Below are 19147 nucleotides of genomic sequence, written 5' to 3' on the forward strand. Positions count from 1 at the left end.
CAGGCCAGTTACCACGAAAAAGGCATCCGTTAATGGATGCCTTTTTACTTTTTGCGTTGGGCAAATCATACGTAGCTAAGCGCAATACCGATGAACAACACCAAGCCGACGTAGTTGTTATTCAGGAAGGCACGGAAGCAGGCATCGCGATCGCGGCCAGCCACCTGCTTTTGCTGATGGATAAACAACGCCCCGGCCAGCAACAGCGACCAGTAAAACGCGCCCCCCAGTTGCATCAGATAACCTACCCACAACATCAGCAACAGCGTAGCAAACTGCAACACCCCGACGATCAGCTTGTCATGGCGGCCAAACAGCACCGCGGTGGATTTTATCCCAATCTTCACATCGTCATCACGATCGACCATGGCATACAGGGTATCGTAAGCCACCGTCCAGCAGATATTGGCCAGAAACAGCAACCAGCAGCTCAGTGGCAGCGACTCGCTGACAGCGGCATAGGCCATCGGGATCGACCAGCCAAACGCCGCCCCCAGCACCACCTGAGGCAGATTGGTCACCCGCTTCATAAACGGGTAAACCCAGGCCAGCGCCAGAGCCGCCAGCGACAGCCAGATGGTCATCGCATTCAACGTCAGCACCAGCGCAAAGGAAACCAGCACCAGCGAGACAAACAGGATCTTGGCCTCTTTTTCGCTGACGCGGCCGCTCGGCATCGGGCGGCCTGCGGTGCGTTTCACATGCCCATCGAAAGCGCGATCGGCATAGTCATTCACCACGCAACCCGCAGCACGCATCAGGAAAACGCCAAGCACAAATACCAGCAATACCGACGGCGAAGGAACTCCCCCCCCTGCCAACCACAATGCCCACAGGGTGGGCCACAGCAACAATAGCGTGCCAATCGGCTTATCGATACGCATCAGATGGCAATAGGCCTGCCATTTGCTTTGAATCACGCTCCCTTCCAAAGTTCTTTCTCCCCTAATTATGCCGGAGTGCCCTTTTCCACCGCATACAGTGGAGAGGCCGGTAGAAACAGTTCCGTCAGTAACAATGGTTTTCCCGCCAGACGGAGGCGAGAACGCCGCGCCCACAGATCCTTCTGCTGGCCAACATGGATATAATCACGAGTCAGGCTTTCACTGCTGAACAGATAACGGCCCAGTGGCAACGTCCCCAGATCGACCAGTGCCAGATCCGGCCCGGTCAGTGTTTCCTGTGGGATCACCGTACGCCCCAGCAGCCAAGGCTCGCCGTCACCCAGTAAAACGATTTCACGCAGCCAATAACGCTCGCTGTGTGGCAGATGAACCGCCTCTTCGGCAAGCTGGTCACGAGTGATGAAGCATTCACGCTGTGGTTCTACCTGCACACGGCCACAATGGCGCTCAAAACGGCGGGTCATGGAACCTAACTCCATCAGCCAATCGCTAACGGCGGCAGGTATTGAGGAATGTTCAGACAGCCACTCAATAGGCGGCAGGATAGGCTCCCTAATGTCAGACATTATGCTACTCCAGGCCGGAGGCTGCGTGCCGCGCCAAGCCATACAAACTGTTAACAGAAATCCATTGTAACGCAGAAACGCAAAAGCGGCAGGCAGATTCGTGACGTAACGCATCCCCCATTATCAGGGGGTAAAACGGCAGGCTGTCGTAGTGGAAGATGTCATAACGCGAGAGAGTTCGTACTGTTGGCGCCACGCAGTCCCCCTCTGCTCGGTATCAGTGGGGAAACGCGGGTGGGCAGATGAAAAAAGGTGCGCCGAAACGCACCAATCATCAAGCCAGCATCGGTAGCGTGGGGGATTACCCCTTGCCTTTCACGCTGCCAATAAACGTTTCACGAGCGGTGGTGGAACCCAGTTTTTCGGCCTCATTCATCAGTTTCAGCGCCTTATCGATATCCCCCGCCTTGACTGCCTGTTTGATGCCGTTATTGAAGTAAGCCTCGGTGTCATTGAGCATCGGCTCTGCCGGTGCGCTGGCAACCGGTGCTGGAGCCGCAACTGCCGGAGCGGTGGCACCCACCACGACCGGTGGCGTTGCCGGAGCCGATTGCAGCATGCCAATCATGATGTTGCTGGCCCCTTGTTCTGCCGTCACCTTCAGCTTCAACGTGCCGCCAGTACTGTGGCTGGCGATCGGATCCGGGATGTCCGGTACCGCGTTACCCACCCCTTGGGCGTAGGCTTTGGCCGGGTTGGTCAGGATGGTGGTTTTAGCCAGATCCTGCTGGGTGGTGTACACCAACAGATAGATCTGTTTTTGCCCCAGCGCAGGGGTCAGTTTCAATGTGCCCTCCAACCGATCGGCAGACATCACGCCCGGTGGCTGGTAAGCGAAATAGCTGCTCGGATAATAGGCCGCCGGGCGCATATGTTCATCCAGCACCAATACGCTTGGAGCATAGATTGAGTTTTTATTGGCCAGACTGCTCAGTTGGATTTCCAGCGATCCTCGATCGGCCGGCAGCGCAAATGCAGCAACGGCCCCCTGGATCTGGCCCTGGTTGATCTGCGGGCTGACATTATTGAGTTGGACATCCTGGGTCACCGGCGGTACCAACAGCTGCCAAGGCAAACTTTGCAGGGTAGTGGCACTGATGGCCGGTGCGACGGAAACGTTGGCCGGAGTATCGGCATAGGTCGCCAGCGGTGCGCCGACGGTCAACGCCAGAGACAGGCAGAGTGACAGTAGATTTTTTTTCATTGTTATACCCTCTCGCTTTGAGCGTGTATCCCGGCAGCGGGCAGGCAAGCGCACTACTGCCGGTTAAACGGTAAGAGGGAGGGCGTACAGGCGCCCTCCCGTCAAGCCAGTATTACCACCAGATTTCCATCTGGGCACCGAAGGTGACTTCGCTGTCTTTACCACGGCTGAAGGTATGCATGCTGGTATCGTTATAAGCCGTACCTGCGTTGTAGCCCGCACCGGAATCGTTGTTTGCGTAGCCCCACTTCTCATCCCAGTTGGCGTAGGTCGCGAAGACACGGATCGCCGGACGTGACCAGATGCTGTTACCCGCTTGCCACTGTTGTGCCAGGGTGACTTTGTATTGGCCGTTGCGATCGCCAGTACGTTGCGACTTCACGTTGTCGTAGCCAACTTCCATCAAGGTGCTCATGATTGGCGTCCATTTGTACATTGGGCGCACGCCCACGGTGTACCAGGTGGTGCCGTTGTCATTGTCGCGGTTAACGTCCTGATACATGGCAACATACATCATTGCCCAATCATCGTTGAAGTCGATGGCACCGTGATCCAGCACGCGGATCATCTTGCCGTTGTTATCAATGGAAGAACCTTGGCTGCGGCCGTTGTTCTGCGCAGTCATGGAATCGGTGGCGTACTGTACCGTGAATTTGTTGAAGCCGCCCAGGATGCTCTGGGTATGTTCCGCGGTAAACATCCAACCGTCTTTGCTTGCCCCGTCGACCAGGTGGTAACCGTCTTGCTCATTGGCACGGCCATAATCCACACCCAGTTCCAACGTACCGCCAGGATTCAGCTCAAGGCCAGCCAAACGCAGGTCGTAGGTATCGTTGACGGTTGGACGCTCGTCACGTTGATTGTCGATATAACCTAAGGAACCACCGGATTCGGTGTTACGGGTCACGGCAGCAGACAGCTTGCCGAAGCCCAGGTCGATATTTTCCAGACCGGCACCAGGACCTGAGATGTCCCAGTAGTAGAAGTCGATCATATGGACGTCATGACGTTGATAGAAGCGCTTACCGGCCCACATGTTGGCACCTGGCAACGCGTCGATCAGGTTTTTACCCTGCACGTTCACTTCACGGAAGGCCGGATTGGTCGATTCCCAATCAGACTGTTGCGACACGGAATAGGCCACGTTGGTGTCGAAGTAGAAGCTCTTGTCGCCCTCTTTCCACACTTCCTGGCCCAGTTTCAGTTCCGCATAGGTTTCACATTCGTTACCCAGACGATACTTACTGCTGGCACCGGTGGTCTGGAAACACTGTTGCTCACCGCCGCTCCCGGTCCAACCGATACCGGAACGTGCGTAGCCGTGGAAATCCACCGCCATCGCTGATGAGGATAAGACACCGGCGGCGACAGCCAGAGTCAGAGGAAGTTTGCGCAGAGTAGTCATCATTATTCTCCTGTTATACAGACCTTGATGCTTTAAACACCCGGTTCCTGATGCAGCCGTTTACACGCCGTCCCGTCCTCGCGGAACAGGTGGCAGCGGTGTGGCGGCAGGCCGATGGCGAATGTTGCACCTTCTTCTACCAGCACCACGTCGTTCTGGCGGTAAACCAGGTTTTGACGAATTGCCGGAATTTGGATATGGATTTGCGTCTCGTTGCCGAGCTGCTCCACCACCTGTACTTCACCCATCAATGTCACTTCAGACTCGGAACTCGGTAACAGATGTTCTGGGCGGATCCCCAACGACAGGTTGGCCCCAACCTCAATGCCCTCCCCCTCAACCGGCAGCCATACCAATTGGCGATTGGGCATCGGCAGTTCGATCTGTACCCGCAGCGCTTCCACACCGGTCACTTTCACCGGCAGGAAATTCATTTTTGGCGAGCCGATAAAGCCCGCGACAAAGCGGTTGGCCGGGTAGTGATAGAGTTCCAACGGCTTGCCGATCTGGGCCACACGCCCGGCGTCCAGCACCACGATTTTGTCGGCCAGCGTCATCGCTTCAACCTGATCGTGAGTGACGTAAATCATGGTGCGCTGCAGCCGCTTGTGCAGACGTGAGATCTCAATGCGCATCTGCACCCGCAGTGCGGCATCCAGGTTGGAAAGCGGTTCGTCCAGCAGGAACACATCCGGCTCAGCCACCAGCGTACGGCCAATCGCCACACGCTGACGCTGCCCACCGGACAGGGCTTTTGGGCGTCGGTCCAGCAAATGCGCTAATTGCAGCACTTCAGACACCTGATTAACCCGCTGATTGATTTCCGCTTTTTTAGCCCCGGCCAGCTTCAGGCCAAACGACATGTTGTCGGCCACGGACAGATGCGGATACAGCGCGTAAGACTGGAACACCATGCCGATACCGCGCTCGGAAGGCGGCACCTCATTCATCCGTTTCTCACCGATGAACAGATCGCCAGAGGTAATATCCTCAAGCCCGGCGATCATGCGCAGCAGCGTTGATTTACCGCAGCCGGATGGCCCGACAAACACCACAAACTCGCCGTCATCGATAGTCAGATTGACGTCTTTGGAAATCACGACCTCGCCGAAGGCCTTATAAACGCTGCGCAGTGTGACGCTAGCCATGCGTTACTCCCCTGCTTTCGCAGTTAACATTTCGTGTGAAGATGGCGGAACCGAAGCCCGCCAAGACCCATTGATGACCCTCTTGCTGCGCACCGTACTGCCATGCCATAGGCTTGGTCGCCTCAGCCGGTGCAGCCGGCTGAGTATAAGGCTGTAGGTTGATCAGCGCTTCAAGGCATTGATCCTGATGGGTAATAAGTAAGCGAATAACGCCATTTTCCTGGCTGATCTGGTTCAGAACACCACATTGGATCACCGGGTGCTGACGCAGAGCCAACAGGGCCTGGCAGTAACGTAAGGTTGAATGGTGGTCGTGTTGCTGGCGGCTGATGGCCAGCGCACGGTGTTCTATCGCCACCTGTTGATACCAATGGATCTCTCCTGCGGTGACCTGCTCCGGCGCTTCATGCCAAGGCATCGGGGTTTGTGCCCCCTGCGGTTCTTGCAGATCCGCCGCGTGTGGCAAGCCCAGCTCTTCGCCCTGATACAAGCAGATAGGTGCGGGCAGTAATGCCAACAGGGTCAGGAAAGCCTGTGCAGAACGCAGATCGCCTTGCCCCCAATGGCTGACCACTCGCGGCTGATCGATTTCGCCGGTGCTCCAGACTTTTTCGCCCAGTTGGTGACGATGGGTATGCAACACCTCCACCAGCTTTTCGCAGCTGAACGGCACCACTTCCAGCGCCAACGCGCTGCGGACATAGTGCTGTTCGGGAGCAGCACTGCGGCAGATACGCTGAGAGCCTTCACTGTGCCAAAGTGCCAGCCCGTGCCCGGCGACTTCCGCTCCAGCCTCTGGCGATAACGCCTGCGGCAATAACAGCCCGTCCACCGCCAGTGCTTTCAGATAGGGCAGCGCCGCCATCATGCCGTGCATGTCGCCCACACCATCGCCGTTTCCATCGCGGAAACTGACCGGATGGATCCGGTACAGCGTGGGGTGAGTGGCGGTACGCACTGGTGACATAGGTCCGGGTTCCTGCAGCGTTAGGCGGTAAAAATCAATGTTGCCAATAGTGGGGTAACGGCAAGAAGGGGTAATCATCCGTAACAGGATTTTTCATGGGGGAGGAGATGGGAGGATGAGAGAACGACGATGCGCGGCGAAAGTTCCCGGCATAAGGCAAATCTGTGATCTTCCTTGCAAAAATAGCCCTGTCTTTTCGTGTCCGACACCACAGAATAGGGCGGTTTGCTAGCTGGATCACACTACTCAGGCATGGGGCGTAGACGGGGGGAGGATGAGAACACAGCGGGTTGTGACCCACTATTAGCGCGTAACCGCTCTCCTTACCGCAGTCCCCACAGAAGGATTGGATTTATGAATCGCACAATGACAACAACCGTACGCCGGCTTGCGCTTTCAGCATTAACAACGCTGGTGCTCTCCTCCTCCGCTTTCGCCAAAATAGAAGAAGGCAAACTGGTTATCTGGATCAACGGCGATAAAGGCTATAACGGCCTGGCCGAGGTGGGTAAAAAGTTTGAGAAAGACACCGGTATCAAAGTGACCATTGAACATCCGGACAAACTGGAAGAGAAGTTCCCGCAGGTTGCCGCTACCGGTGACGGTCCGGACATCATCTTCTGGGCTCACGACCGTTTCGGGGGCTACGCGCAATCGGGCCTGTTGGCAGAAATCCACCCTTCCAAAGCCTTCCAGGAAAAAATCTATCCGTTCACCTGGGATGCGGTACGCTTTGACGGCAAGCTGATCGGTTACCCGATCGCGGTGGAAGCCCTGTCGCTGATTTATAACAAAGACCTGATCAAAGAAGCGCCAAAAACCTGGGAAGAGATCCCGGCGCTGGATAAAGAGCTGCGCGCCAAAGGCAAAAGCGCCATCATGTGGAACCTGCAAGAACCCTACTTCACCTGGCCAGTCATTGCCGCCAATGGCGGTTATGCCTTCAAGTTTGAAGATGGCAAATACAACATCAAAGACGTGGGCGTAGCCAACGCCGGTTCACAGGCTGGCCTGCAGTTCATCGTCGATCTGGTGAAGAACAAGCACATCAACGCCGATACCGATTACTCGATTGCCGAAGCCGCTTTCAACAAGGGCCAGACGGCGATGACCATCAACGGGCCTTGGGCCTGGACCAACATCGAGCAAAGCAAAATCAACTATGGCGTCACGCTGCTGCCAACCTTCCAGGGCAAGCCGTCCAAGCCGTTCGTTGGCGTGCTGACCGCGGGCATCAACGCCGCCAGCCCGAACAAAGAGCTGGCGACCGAGTTCCTGGAGAACTACCTGATCACCGATCAGGGCCTGGCTGACGTTAACAAAGACAAACCGTTGGGTGCCGTGGCGCTGAAATCGTTCCAGGAGCAGTTGGCAAAAGATCCGAAGATTGCCGCCACCATGCAAAACTCGCAAAACGGCGAAATCATGCCAAACATCCCGCAGATGAGTACCTTCTGGTATGCAATGCGTAGCGCCGTGATCAACGCCATCACTGGCCGCCAGACGGTGAAAGCCGCACTGGAAGATGCTCATACCCGTATCACCAAGTAATACCCTGGCCATTGGCGGGCTGTGATGCCCGCCTTTGCCCTGCTGTGTGGGAGGCCTAGGGCCTCTCGCGGTAACACCTGAAAGGAAAGCCCTATGCAACTTGCTCACGCCGGAACACCCGCGCGAAAAAAATCGAAGTGGTGGCAGAGTGACATACTGAAATGGCTGATTGTCGGCCTGTTCAGCCTGGTGACCTGCTATCTGATTGTGGTGATGTATGCACAGGGAGAATATCTGTTCGCTATCCTGACGCTGGTGCTGGTCAGTGCCGGGCTCTACGTGTTTGCCAACCGCCGTGCCTATGCCTGGCGCTATGTCTATCCAGGCGTCGCCGGGATGGGGCTGTTCGTCCTGTTCCCGCTGATCTGTACCATCGCTATCGCCTTTACCAACTACAGCAGCACCAACCAACTGACCTTTGAACGCGCTCAGTCGGTATTGATGCAACGCCAGTTCCAGACCGGTAAAACCTTCACCTTTGGGCTGTATCCGGCAGAAAACCAACGGTGGCGTCTGCAATTAACTCATCCGGACAGCGGTCAGTTACTGATTTCCGAACCGTTCAGCCTCAACGCCACCGAGCCACAAACATTGAAATTGGCGGTCGAAAGCACAGAGCCTGCCGGTGAGCGTGCTACGCTGCGCGTGATCACCCAGAATCGCCAGACGCTGAGCCAGCTTGTCGCCATCCTGCCGGAAGGTGGCGAGCTGCGCATGAGTTCCCTGCGCCAGTTCTCCGGCACCAGCCCGTTATACACGCTAGGCAAAGACGGCACGCTGACCGATAACCAGACACAGGTACAGTATCGCCCTAACCCGGATATCGGTTTCTATCAGGCCATCAATGCCGAGGGTAATTGGGCCACCGACACCCTCAGCCCGGGTTATACCGTCACCATCGGCTGGAAAAACTTCTTACGGGTGCTCAACGATGAAGGCATCCAGAAGCCGTTTATCTCCATCTTTGTCTGGACCATTATTTTCTCGGTGATGACCGTGATCCTCACCGTGGCCGTAGGCATGGTGCTGGCCTGCGTGGTGCAGTGGGAAGCGCTGAAAGGCAAAGCGGTGTATCGGGTGTTGCTGATCCTGCCTTACGCGGTGCCTTCGTTTATTTCCATTCTGATTTTCAAAGGGTTATTTAACCAGAGCTTCGGTGAAATCAACCTGATGCTCAACGCGCTGTTCGGCATTAAACCGGCCTGGTTTACCGATCCGCTCACCGCCAAAAGCATGATCCTGGTCGTCAATACCTGGCTGGGTTATCCGTACATGATGATCCTGTGCATGGGCCTGCTGAAAGCCATTCCCGACGATCTGTATGAAGCCTCGGCAATGGACGGCGCCAGCCCGATGCAGAATTTCTTCCGTATCACCCTGCCATTGCTGATCAAGCCGTTGACGCCGCTGATGATTGCCAGCTTTGCCTTCAACTTTAACAACTTCGTGCTGATCCAACTGCTGACCCGCGGCGGGCCAGACATGATCGGCACCACCACACCGGCCGGCTATACCGATCTGTTGGTGAGCTACACCTATCGCATCGCGTTTGAAGGCGGTGGGGGTCAGGACTTCGGGCTGGCGGCGGCCATTGCCACGCTGATTTTCCTGTTGGTTGGCGCACTGGCGATCCTGAACCTGAAAGCCAGCAAGATGAACTTTGACTAAGGGAGAACGACAATGGCCATGGTGCAACCCAAATCCCAGCGCGTACGCCTGTGGATCACCCATATTCTGATGCTGAGCTTTATTGCCCTGATCATGTTCCCGTTGCTGATGGTAGTGGCGATTTCGCTACGCTCCGGTAATTTTGCCACCGGCAGTCTGATCCCGGATCAGATCTCCTGGGACCACTGGCGGCTGGCGCTGGGGATGAGCGTCACCCAGGCGGATGGCAGTATCACCCCACCGCCTTTCCCAGTGCTGTTATGGCTGTGGAACTCGGTTAAGGTCGCGGCAATCACCGCCGTGGGCATAGTGACGCTCTCTACCACCTGTGCCTACGCCTTTGCCCGTATGCGTTTTCGTGGCAAAAGCACCCTGCTGAAAAGCATGCTGATCTTCCAGATGTTCCCGGCGGTGCTGTCTTTGGTCGCGCTGTACGCCCTGTTCGATCGCCTGGGGCAGTACATTCCGTTTATCGGCCTCAATACCCATGGCGGTGTGATATTCGCCTATATGGGCGGTATTGCGCTGCACGTATGGACCATAAAAGGCTACTTCGAAACCATCGATAACTCGTTGGAAGAAGCCGCCGCCCTGGACGGTGCCACGCCTTGGCAAGCGTTCCGCCTGGTGCTGCTGCCCCTTTCAGTTCCGATCCTGGCGGTGGTGTTTATTCTGTCGTTTATCGCGGCGATCACCGAGGTGCCAGTGGCTTCACTGCTGTTACGTGACGTGAACAGCTACACGCTGGCCGTCGGCATGCAGCAATACCTCAATCCGCAGAACTATCTGTGGGGTGACTTTGCCGCCGCCGCTGTGCTGTCCGCCATTCCGATCACCGCCGTATTCCTGCTGGCACAGCGCTGGTTGGTCGGTGGCCTGACGGCGGGAGGGGTGAAAGGTTAATTTATGCCACTGCAATACGTTTGATGTACTTTGCTTCTCTCTATGAACTGTGTCTTTGGCGGCCTTCGCTGGGCCGCCATTTTTATTTTTACTCCCGCTTCAGCCGATCGGTGTTGGCCAGATACAAGGTCACTACCAGTAATAATATGGCGCCGGAATAAACCAGCGTGTCGAAAGGGTTTTCATGATCAACGATGATCAAACGAATAATCGCGGTAATGCCAATATAGATAAAGTAGCGTAGCGGGAAGTGATAACCCGACTCAAAGTATTTAACAATCAAGGCGATAAATTCGAAGTAGAGGAAATAAATCACAATCCCTTCAATCAGCTGATACGAAGAAGACTCCTCGTTGCTGACGAATAATACTTTCGCCAAATGAAAGGTTTCTTTGACCAAAAAAACTACCAAAATCGCCGCCAACAGCAGCAACCCTACGTTCAGTACCCGCTGTAACCCTTTGGCGATCATCAATGATCGTGATGTTTTTGCCATGACTTCTCCCGTCGTTCGGCCAGTTATTAGTGCAGAAAATACCTAATGGGCTTTTTCCTAAAGTTGCCCTGAGGGTTTATTTTCAGGCGAATCACCCTATTTTCAATCAGTTATGTGAATTGATTACGCTTGTATATATTTGTAGCAAATTGAAATGTCCTCTATCATGGGCGTAATCTCAGGCATTATGCCTCCAAATTCCCGTAATCTAGAAAGGAACTTTCATGCGAGCTAAACTCCACGCACTGGTCGCGGCAGGCCTTTTCACCTGTTCGTTTGCCAGCTACGCCGGCGGACTGGTGACTCCTGATAACGATCTGCGCAATGACCTCGCCTGGTTATCCGATCGCGGTGTGATTAACGTCAGCCTGTCTACCTGGCCGCTAAGTCAGGAAGAGATCAACTCGGTGCTGGCGCAAGCCAAGCCGGTGACCAACACAGAAAAAACCGTCATTGACCGCGTACAACGCCGGGTGGGTGACTTAAAAGCCAATATTACCGTCACCGGTTATACCTCTACCGACAAACCGGGCACGCCGCAGGGCTTCGGCCAAAGTCACTATGCCGACAGCAGCCTGACCATCGGCGCCGGTGCCAACGGTGAGTTCTGGGACGTGCGCCTGCAAGGTGCCGTGGAAGGCGATCAGCGCGTCTCTGATGGTTCCAAATTCAACCTGAACGGCTCATACGGTGCCATCAAAGTGTGGAACCAGTGGCTGTCATTCGGTGAGGTCTCTCAATGGTGGGGCCCTGGCTATGACGGCAGCCTGATCCGTTCCGACGCGGCACGCCCGGTGGCTGGCTTTATGCTGCAACGTGCCGATCAATCCCCGTTTGAAACGCCTTGGCTGTCCTGGATTGGTCGTTGGCAATATCAGATCACCGCAGGTCAACTGTCACAATATACCGCAGTACCTAACACCAAACTGATCGGTGGCCGTCTGACCATGATGCCAACCGACTTCCTGGAACTGGGTGCCTCACGCATTATGCAGTGGGGTGGCGATGGTCGTCCGCAGTCCTTCAGCTCATTCTGGGACGCCTTTGCTGGCCGCGATAACGACGACTCCGGCCAAGGTAACGATCCGGGCAACCAGCTTGCCGGTTTCGACTTCAAGCTGAAAATGCAGCCATTGATCGGTATGCCGGTCAGCCTGTATGGCCAGTTGGTGGGGGAAGATGAGGCCGGCTACCTGCCATCACAAAACACCTACCTGCTCGGCCTGGAAGGTCACCCAGAGTGGGGCCCAACCGTTATCAACTGGTATATCGAAGGGGCTGATACTCGCGCCGATATGAGCCGTAAGGGTTATGTTTATACACATCATACCTATAAAGACGGCTACTACCAGCAGGGTTACCCGCTGGGTCACGCTATGGGCGGTGACGGGCAAATGCTGTCCGGCCGTGTCGAGCTGGTGCTGGACGATGGCCAGCGCTGGAGCACTCGCCTGGTGTATGCCAAGGTGAACCCGCTGAACCAGAGCATTAACCAGGCATTCCCGAAATCTGACACGCTGAAAGGCATTCAGTTGGGTTGGGGTTATAACTTCGCTTCACAAGTGAAATTTGATACCAGCCTGTGGTACACCGATAACAACAACAGCACCGCCGATGACGTGGGTGCCGGTGTCAGCCTGGCAGTACCGATCAATCTGTAATCCCTGCAGATGTCAAAAAACCCGCCGCGGCGGGTTTTTTATTGGCTGCAATTCAGAGCAACTTAACGCCAGGCTTTAAAGCGATTGATCAAGCCGTTGGTTGAGGTGTCGTGGCTGGTCACCGCTTCTTTACCCGCCAGTTCCGGCAGAATACGGTTAGCCAGCTGTTTACCCAGCTCTACGCCCCATTGGTCGAAGGTGAAGATGTTGAGGATCGCGCCTTGGGTGAAGATCTTGTGCTCGTACAGGGCAATCAGGCTACCCAGGCTGAACGGAGTGATTTCGCGCAGCAGGATGGAGTTGGTTGGACGGTTGCCTTCAAACACTTTGAATGGAGCAACGTGCTTGACCTCTTCCGGCGTTTTACCCTGTGCGGCGAACTCTTCCTCAACCACGTCCAGTGACTTGCCAAACGCCAGCGCTTCCGTCTGTGCGAAGAAGTTCGACAGCAGTTTCGCGTGGTGGTCACTCAGTGGATTATGGCTGATGGCCGGAGCGATAAAGTCACAAGGCACCAGTTTGGTCCCCTGATGGATCAGTTGATAGAACGCATGCTGGCCGTTGGTGCCTGGTTCACCCCAGATAATCGGGCCGGTCTGGTAATCTACCGGGTTGCCGTTACGGTCAACGTATTTGCCGTTTGACTCCATGTTGCCCTGTTGGAAATAAGCGGCAAAACGGTGCATATACTGGTCGTACGGCAGGATCGCTTCGGTTTCTGCGCCGAAGAAATTGTTGTACCAGATACCGATCAGCGCCAACAGCACCGGCAGGTTTTGCTCAGCAGGCGTCTGGGCAAAGTGTTTGTCCATCTCATGCGCGCCGCTCAGCAGCTGCTCGAAGTTTTCAAAGCCCAGAGACAGCGCGATAGACAGGCCGATTGCCGACCACAGAGAGTAACGGCCACCCACCCAGTCCCAGAATTCGAACATATTGTCAGTGTCGATACCAAACTCGGCTACCGCTTTACCATTGGTAGACAGCGCGGCGAAGTGTTTCGCGACGTGCTGCTGATCGCCAGCAGTGCTCAGGAACCAGTCGCGCGCGCTGAGGGCGTTAGTCATGGTTTCCTGGGTCGTGAAGGTTTTAGACGCCACCAGGAACAGGGTCGTCGCCGGATCCAACGGTTTTAGCGTTTCGGCAATATGGGTGCCGTCTACGTTGGAAACAAAGTGCATGTTCAGGTGGTTTTTATACGGGCGTAGCGCTTCGGTTGCCATATAAGGGCCGAGGTCTGAGCCGCCGATGCCGATGTTGACCACGTCGGTAATCGGTTTACCGGTATAACCTTTCCAGTCACCACCGATGACACGGTCGCAGAACTGTTTCATCTTCGCCAGCACCGCATTGACTTCTGGCATCACGTCCTTGCCATCAACAATGATTGGCGTGTTACTGCGGTTACGCAGGGCAACATGCAGCACGGCGCGATCTTCAGTACGGTTGATTTTCTCACCGGAGAACATCGATTTGATCGCACTTTGCAGATCGGTTTCTTTCGCCAGTGCCTGCAGCTTCTCCAGGGTTTCTGCGGTGATGCGGTTTTTGGAGTAATCCACCAGCATCTGATCGTTGAAAGTGGCAGAGAACTTGGAGAAACGCTCACTATCCTGAGCAAACAGGTCACGGATCTGGACGTCTTTGATTTGTTCGAAATGTTGCTGCAGGGCTTGCCAAGCAGCGGTTTGACTAGGATTGATATTTTTCATAGCGCGCTCTTATGCTTGAGAATGAATAGGAGGTAATGGACCGATTGTAGCCTGTTCGACTGTGATTATGATCTCTTTTCTTGCGATAGGCGTTAACTCTCAGGCCGCCGCACTCCATTTTTACCTTTCCACAACAATCTGCTGATATTTCACCTAACAGCCTGTTATCACGACGCTGAAACGTCCTTCTCATCACGCTTTTCTCTTCATGCGCAGTCCGCAATATTCGGTCGCTCTGCTTCTTCCAGAGCGCAGATGAAAATCCCTCAGCGTCTACCCGTTGACAGTAGCCAATAAACCCGTTATTCCTAACAGCCTACTTGCATATCCATTGTGCAAGCCAGAAGAGGCGCGTCGCCCAGGTAGAGTGTCAGAGGAGCCATTATCCGATGACGGCACAGGAGGGGGAGCGACGCCGAGGCGAGATGCTTACGGCAATCATCACGTCGGCTACAGGGGCTGAATCCCCTGAGTTGTCACCATGGGCTGCTCTGAATGTGCAGTCAGCAAGGTGGGGCGCTTCTGGGTGTATCGTAGCCTCAACCTCTACGCCTGCTCCCTGTTTACCGCTCTTCCCTTGTGCCAAGGCTTATGGAAATTAAATGCCAATTTGAATGGCGTCCCTGACACGAGGTTTTACATGACTCAAGCAGCACCCCAAAACGCAACCGTAGTAGCCAAATTCGGCGGCACCAGCGTGGCCGATTTCGAGGCGATGAACCGCAGCGCCGACGTGGTACTTTCTAATCCCGATGTCCGCTTGGTGGTTCTCTCCGCCTCTGCCGGTATCACCAACCTGTTGGTGGCCCTGGCCGAAGGTTGCGACGCCGACAAGCGCAACGAACAGCTGGCCGAAATCCGCCGCATTCAATACGCCATTCTCGATCGCCTCGAGAACCCGATGGTGATCCGCGAAGAAATCGACCGTATGCTGGAAAATATCACCACGCTGTCGGAGGCCGCTGCGCTGGCCACCTCTGCCGCACTGACCGATGAACTGGTCAGCCATGGCGAGCTGATGTCTACCCTGCTGTTTGTGGAAATTCTGCGCGACCGTAAGGTTCAGGCAGAATGGTTCGATGTGCGTAAAGTGATGCGTACCGACGACCATTTCGGCCGCGCCGTACCGGATAGCGCTGCGCTGACCGAGTTGGCTCAAACCCTGTTGAAGCCCCGCTTGCAACATGCTTTGGTGATCACTCAGGGCTTTATCGGCTGCGAACCCAAAGGCCGCACCACTACGCTGGGCCGTGGCGGCAGTGACTTTACTGCGGCCCTGCTGGGTGAAGCGTTAAACGTCAGCCGCGTGGATATCTGGACTGATGTTCCGGGTATTTATACCACCGACCCACGCGTGGTGCCTGCCGCCAAACGTATCGATAAAATTGCCTTTGAAGAGGCGGCGGAAATGGCCACCTTCGGTGCCAAAGTGCTGCACCCGGCCACTCTGCTACCTGCCGTGCGCAGCAACATCCCGGTCTTCGTCGGCTCAAGCAAAGATCCTGCCGCGGGTGGCACGCTGGTGTGCAATACCACGGAAAACCCGCCGCTGTTCCGCGCGCTGGCCTTACGTCGCAAGCAAACCCTACTGACGCTGCACAGCCTGAACATGTTGCATGCACGCGGCTTCCTGGCCGAAGTGTTCAACATTCTGGCCCGGCATAATATCTCGGTCGATCTGATCACCACTTCCGAAGTCAGCGTGGCATTAACCATGGATACCACCGGTTCCACCACCACCGGCGGCAGTCTGTTAACCACCTCCCTACTCACCGAATTGTCCTCGCTGTGCCGGGTAGAAGTGGAAGAAAATCTGGCGCTGGTCGCCCTGATCGGCAACAAGCTCTCCCAAGCTTGCGGCGTCGGTAAAGAGGTGTTCGGCGTGCTGGATCCGTTCAATATCCGCATGATCTGTTACGGAGCCAGCAGCTATAACCTGTGCTTCCTGGTGCCGGGTGATGATGCTGAGCGCGTGGTACAAACGCTGCATCACAATCTGTTTGAGTAAGCCCCTCACCCTAACCCTCTCCCACAGGGAGAGGGGACTGAACGTGCCACAGGTTAATATCTGCACCTACCTGTAGCTCCGAACTCGCCCCCTCTCCCCACCACAGTACAACAGGCATCCCTGGACGCCATATCGGGAGAGGGCTGGGGTGAAGGGAAATTGATTGGCCTTAACTGAATCTACAGAGGCTCAGCAAACTGAGCCCACCACAACACACACCACCACACCCGTTCAATATTGGCAAAGGATAACCTCTCTCATGCTGGCAAAAATCACACGCTTATTCCCATTATGGGCCGTGCTGCTGTCTATTGCGGCCTATTACACCCCGTCGACCTTTACCGGTATCAGCCCTTACGTCAGTACGCTGCTGATGCTGATCATGTTTGCCATGGGCGTCACCCTGCGCCTGGATGACTTCAAGCGCGTGCTGTCGCGCCCCGGCCCGGTAGCGGCGGGGATCTTCCTGCATTACCTGATTATGCCGCTGGCCGCCTGGCTGCTGGCGATGCTGTTCCGTATGCCGCCGGATCTCTCCGCCGGTATGGTACTCGTTGGCAGCGTAGCCAGCGGCACTGCCTCCAACGTGATGATCTATCTGGCTAAAGGCGATGTTGCCCTGTCGGTGACTATTTCCGCCGTTTCGACTCTGGTTGGTGTCTTTGCCACCCCGTTGCTGACACGCCTGTATGTCGATGCCGAGATCAGCGTGGATATCATGGGGATGTTATTCAGCATTCTGCAGATCGTGGTGATCCCTATTGGGCTGGGCCTGATCGTCCACCACAGCTTTACCAAAACCGTCAAGCGGGTTGAGCCCTATCTGCCAGCCCTGTCGATGGTGTGTATTGTGGCTATCATCAGTGCGGTGGTCGCGGGTAGCCAGAGCCATATTGCTTCGGTCGGGTTTGTGGTGATTATTGCGGTGATCCTGCACAACGGGATCGGGCTGCTCGGGGGCTACTGGGGAGGAAAAATGCTCGGCTTCGACGAATCTACCTGCCGTACGCTGGCTATTGAAGTCGGTATGCAAAACTCCGGTCTGGCGGCAACGCTGGGCAAGATTTACTTCTCACCGCTGGCCGCACTACCGGGTGCGCTGTTCTCGGTTTGGCACAATCTGTCCGGTTCACTGCTGGCAGGCTATTGGTCTGGCCGCCCGATCAAGAAAGTGGATTAACAGCAAATAGGTTCATAAGGGGCGCGGCATGTGCAGCGCCCCTACGCAGGTATTGTTCTTCATTCATTACGGCGTTCTAGGGCTTTCCTCCCAATCACGGTCGTCATCTTTCTCATCTTGATCCAGCGCGTTATAAGCAACCGCGCAGAACAGCGAGTTAAGCCGCTTCATATCCCCCAACAGGGCCAGGTGCAGCGAACTGGTTTCAATACTTTGCACGTTTTGCTGATGCAGACGATCGACGTGCGCATGGGCATAGCGACGATCTAGAATACGGAAACGGTGTTTGGAACGGCGTAACCGCTTGGCGCTGGTGATATCCCCAGAGAGGAATACCGATAGGCTAAGGCGCAGATTGTCAGTCAACTTTTCATGCAATTGGTCCAGTTCAGCCAGACCTTCGGCGGAGAACGAACTGCGCGCGCCATGCGATTGATCCGCCACATCACTAGCCATACGTTCGATGATGTCGCCAGCCTGCTCCAGGTTGAGGGCCATTTCGATGATCTCCGCCCAGCGGCGCGAATCCGCCTCTCCCAGGTCTTCCTTCTGGATCTGCGCCAGGTAAAGTTTGATCGCGGTGTATAGCACGTGAACGTCATCGTCCAGACGACGAACTTCTTTGGCCTGGATGCGCTTACCATGCAATACCTCATGGTGCAGGATCATCATATGCTCTATCACATCCCCCATCCGCAGGGTTTCCCGCGCCGCATTGGCCAGTGCCAAACTTGGCGTATCCAGCGCGCTGACGTCGAGGTGGCGTGGCCGCAAACGGGGATCCTCTGTCGGAGCATCGACAATCCACGTTTCGCACAGGCGCGCCATCGGCCCTGACAACGGCACCTGTAGCAGACAACGCACCAGGTTGTAGAACATGTGGAAATAGATCACCAACTCTTCTGTATTACCAGGCAACCGCTCAATGCCGTGCGCAATCAGGGAAACAAACGGCAGCACCAGCGCACTACCCAGCAGTTTGAACAACAGGCTACCCAGCGCCACGCGACGGCCTGCGGCATTCTGGCCGCTGGTGTTCAACATCACCAACAGGCCGCTGCCCAGGTTGGCACCAATCACCAGGCACAGCGCCACCTGTAGAGAAATCACTCCCGAGGCTGTCAACGTCGCGGTCAACAGTACAGCTGCCAGGCTGGAATAGCTGATAATGGCAAACAGGGCGCCGATCAACGCATCAAGCATGACATCGCCGGTCAGCGACGAGAAGATCACTTTGACGCCATAGCCCTGAGTGATCGGCGTAGCGGCGGCCACAATCAGTTCCAGCGCCAATACAATCAGGCCAAGACCAATGGCGACGCGCCCCATCTGGCCTACGCGGGTTTGCTTACGGCTGAGGAATAAAATCACGCCGACAAAAATCAGCAGCGGCGAAAGCCAGGAGAGATTGAACGTCAGCACCCGCGCCATGATCGCCGTGCCAACATCGGCCCCCAGCATAATCACCAGCGCAGGCCCAAGGCCCACCAGCCCTTGCGCCACAAAAGAAGAAACCAGCAACGCCGTCGCATTGCTGCTTTGCACCAACGCGGTTACACCGATCCCTGCCACAAAGGCCAGCGGCTTTTTCTCTATGCTGCTGCTCAGAACCTGGCGCAGATTGGCACCATAGACCCGCATGATGCCGGTCCGGACGATATGGGTTCCCCACACCAGCATCGCAATGGCGGAAAGCAGATTAAGAAGGGTCAACACGGAAGGCTCGCTCCATTGACGCCCGGCAGGCACCACAGGCTATCCCGCCTGCCAGACGCC

At 55.7% G+C, this 19147-nt stretch carries 15 protein-coding genes and 1 riboswitch; of the genes, 6 read left to right on the plus strand and 9 right to left on the minus strand.

What is annotated here, in order from left to right; translation table 11 throughout:
• Positions 1 to 65: 65 nt before the first annotated feature.
• The 6 genes from ubiA to KGP17_RS24905 all read right to left on the minus strand — a co-directional run bounded on the left by ubiA (position 66) and on the right by KGP17_RS24905 (position 6195).
• A complete protein-coding gene (gene ubiA / locus KGP17_RS24880) occupies positions 66 to 932 on the minus strand; it encodes a 4-hydroxybenzoate octaprenyltransferase (protein ID WP_209529599.1) in 867 nt (288 codons plus the stop codon).
• A gap of 17 nt (positions 933 to 949) precedes the next feature.
• Positions 950 to 1471 carry a chorismate lyase gene (gene ubiC / locus KGP17_RS24885; RefSeq protein WP_021180819.1) on the minus strand — a complete coding sequence of 174 codons (522 nt, stop codon included), beginning with the start codon at positions 1469 to 1471 and terminating at the stop codon, positions 950 to 952.
• Between the two features lie 301 nt (positions 1472 to 1772).
• Positions 1773 to 2675 (minus strand): maltose operon protein MalM, encoded by a 903-nt coding sequence (gene malM / locus KGP17_RS24890; protein ID WP_223498554.1) that lies wholly within the window; start codon positions 2673 to 2675, stop codon positions 1773 to 1775.
• Positions 2676 to 2787: 112 nt separating this feature from the next.
• Positions 2788 to 4083 carry a maltoporin gene (locus KGP17_RS24895; protein WP_141234374.1) on the minus strand — a complete coding sequence of 432 codons (1296 nt, stop codon included), beginning with the start codon at positions 4081 to 4083 and terminating at the stop codon, positions 2788 to 2790.
• Between the two features lie 29 nt (positions 4084 to 4112).
• Entirely contained in the window at positions 4113 to 5228 is a 1116-nt protein-coding gene (malK, locus tag KGP17_RS24900; protein ID WP_059199032.1) for a maltose/maltodextrin ABC transporter ATP-binding protein MalK, read from the minus strand.
• Positions 5221 to 6195, minus strand: a complete 975-nt coding sequence (locus tag KGP17_RS24905; RefSeq protein ID WP_223498555.1) for an alpha-amylase family glycosyl hydrolase — start codon at positions 6193 to 6195, stop codon at positions 5221 to 5223. The genes malK and KGP17_RS24905 overlap by 8 nt, the downstream gene beginning before the upstream one ends.
• 354 nt (positions 6196 to 6549) lie before the next feature.
• Here KGP17_RS24905 and malE point away from each other — a divergent pair, with 354 nt between their 5' ends.
• From malE to malG, 3 genes are all read left to right on the plus strand, one after another.
• Complete coding sequence (malE, locus tag KGP17_RS24910) at positions 6550 to 7746, plus strand: maltose/maltodextrin ABC transporter substrate-binding protein MalE (protein WP_021180824.1); 1197 nt, start codon at positions 6550 to 6552, stop codon at positions 7744 to 7746.
• A gap of 93 nt (positions 7747 to 7839) precedes the next feature.
• Positions 7840 to 9414: a maltose ABC transporter permease MalF gene (malF, locus tag KGP17_RS24915; RefSeq protein WP_223498556.1), complete on the plus strand. Its 1575-nt coding sequence runs from the start codon at positions 7840 to 7842 to the stop codon at positions 9412 to 9414.
• A 12-nt stretch (positions 9415 to 9426) separates the two neighbouring features.
• Positions 9427 to 10317, plus strand: coding sequence for a maltose ABC transporter permease MalG (gene malG / locus KGP17_RS24920; RefSeq protein WP_021180826.1), 891 nt, complete (start codon positions 9427 to 9429; stop codon positions 10315 to 10317).
• Between the two features lie 88 nt (positions 10318 to 10405).
• On the opposite strand, the gene psiE is transcribed toward malG, so the two are convergent.
• A complete protein-coding gene (gene psiE / locus KGP17_RS24925; protein ID WP_021180827.1) occupies positions 10406 to 10813 on the minus strand; it encodes a phosphate-starvation-inducible protein PsiE in 408 nt (135 codons plus the stop codon).
• 224 nt (positions 10814 to 11037) lie between these two features.
• On the opposite strand from psiE, the gene KGP17_RS24930 reads away from it, so the two are divergent.
• Positions 11038 to 12474: a capsule assembly Wzi family protein gene (locus KGP17_RS24930; RefSeq protein WP_223498557.1), complete on the plus strand. Its 1437-nt coding sequence runs from the start codon at positions 11038 to 11040 to the stop codon at positions 12472 to 12474.
• 62 nt (positions 12475 to 12536) lie between these two features.
• On the opposite strand, the gene pgi is transcribed toward KGP17_RS24930, so the two are convergent.
• Complete coding sequence (pgi, locus tag KGP17_RS24935; protein WP_059199036.1) at positions 12537 to 14183, minus strand: glucose-6-phosphate isomerase; 1647 nt, start codon at positions 14181 to 14183, stop codon at positions 12537 to 12539.
• Positions 14184 to 14519: 336 nt separating this feature from the next.
• Positions 14520 to 14713: riboswitch (Lysine riboswitch) on the plus strand.
• Positions 14714 to 14823: 110 nt separating this feature from the next.
• Here pgi and lysC point away from each other — a divergent pair.
• Both lysC and panS read left to right on the plus strand, forming a co-directional pair.
• Positions 14824 to 16191 carry a lysine-sensitive aspartokinase 3 gene (lysC, locus tag KGP17_RS24940; RefSeq protein ID WP_223498558.1) on the plus strand — a complete coding sequence of 456 codons (1368 nt, stop codon included), beginning with the start codon at positions 14824 to 14826 and terminating at the stop codon, positions 16189 to 16191.
• Between the two features lie 259 nt (positions 16192 to 16450).
• Positions 16451 to 17371, plus strand: coding sequence for a ketopantoate/pantoate/pantothenate transporter PanS (gene panS, locus KGP17_RS24945; protein ID WP_024483999.1), 921 nt, complete (start codon positions 16451 to 16453; stop codon positions 17369 to 17371).
• A gap of 66 nt (positions 17372 to 17437) precedes the next feature.
• Here panS and KGP17_RS24950 read toward each other — a convergent pair whose 3' ends face one another.
• Positions 17438 to 19087 (minus strand): Na/Pi cotransporter family protein, encoded by a 1650-nt coding sequence (locus KGP17_RS24950; RefSeq protein ID WP_094982851.1) that lies wholly within the window; start codon positions 19085 to 19087, stop codon positions 17438 to 17440.
• Between the last annotated feature and the right edge of the window lie 60 nt (positions 19088 to 19147).

The organism is Serratia sp. JSRIV001 (assembly GCF_019968745.1).
Taxonomy (GTDB): domain Bacteria; phylum Pseudomonadota; class Gammaproteobacteria; order Enterobacterales; family Enterobacteriaceae; genus Chania; species Chania fonticola_B.

Excerpts from the sequence above, each read along its gene's own strand:
- pgi (WP_059199036.1), bottom strand. The coding sequence starts at position 14,183 with ATGAAAAATATCAATCCTAGTCAAACCGCTGCTTGGCAAGCCCTGCAG.
- malF (WP_223498556.1), top strand. The coding sequence starts at position 7,840 with ATGCAACTTGCTCACGCCGGAACACCCGCGCGAAAAAAATCGAAGTGG.
- malE (WP_021180824.1), top strand. The coding sequence starts at position 6,550 with ATGAATCGCACAATGACAACAACCGTACGCCGGCTTGCGCTTTCAGCA.
- KGP17_RS24930 (WP_223498557.1), top strand. The coding sequence starts at position 11,038 with ATGCGAGCTAAACTCCACGCACTGGTCGCGGCAGGCCTTTTCACCTGT.
- lysC (WP_223498558.1), top strand. The coding sequence starts at position 14,824 with ATGACTCAAGCAGCACCCCAAAACGCAACCGTAGTAGCCAAATTCGGC.
- malK (WP_059199032.1), bottom strand. The coding sequence starts at position 5,228 with ATGGCTAGCGTCACACTGCGCAGCGTTTATAAGGCCTTCGGCGAGGTC.
- malM (WP_223498554.1), bottom strand. The coding sequence starts at position 2,675 with ATGAAAAAAAATCTACTGTCACTCTGCCTGTCTCTGGCGTTGACCGTC.
- KGP17_RS24895 (WP_141234374.1), bottom strand. The coding sequence starts at position 4,083 with ATGATGACTACTCTGCGCAAACTTCCTCTGACTCTGGCTGTCGCCGCC.
- KGP17_RS24905 (WP_223498555.1), bottom strand. The coding sequence starts at position 6,195 with ATGTCACCAGTGCGTACCGCCACTCACCCCACGCTGTACCGGATCCAT.
- malG (WP_021180826.1), top strand. The coding sequence starts at position 9,427 with ATGGCCATGGTGCAACCCAAATCCCAGCGCGTACGCCTGTGGATCACC.
- psiE (WP_021180827.1), bottom strand. The coding sequence starts at position 10,813 with ATGGCAAAAACATCACGATCATTGATGATCGCCAAAGGGTTACAGCGG.
- panS (WP_024483999.1), top strand. The coding sequence starts at position 16,451 with ATGCTGGCAAAAATCACACGCTTATTCCCATTATGGGCCGTGCTGCTG.
- ubiC (WP_021180819.1), bottom strand. The coding sequence starts at position 1,471 with ATGTCTGACATTAGGGAGCCTATCCTGCCGCCTATTGAGTGGCTGTCT.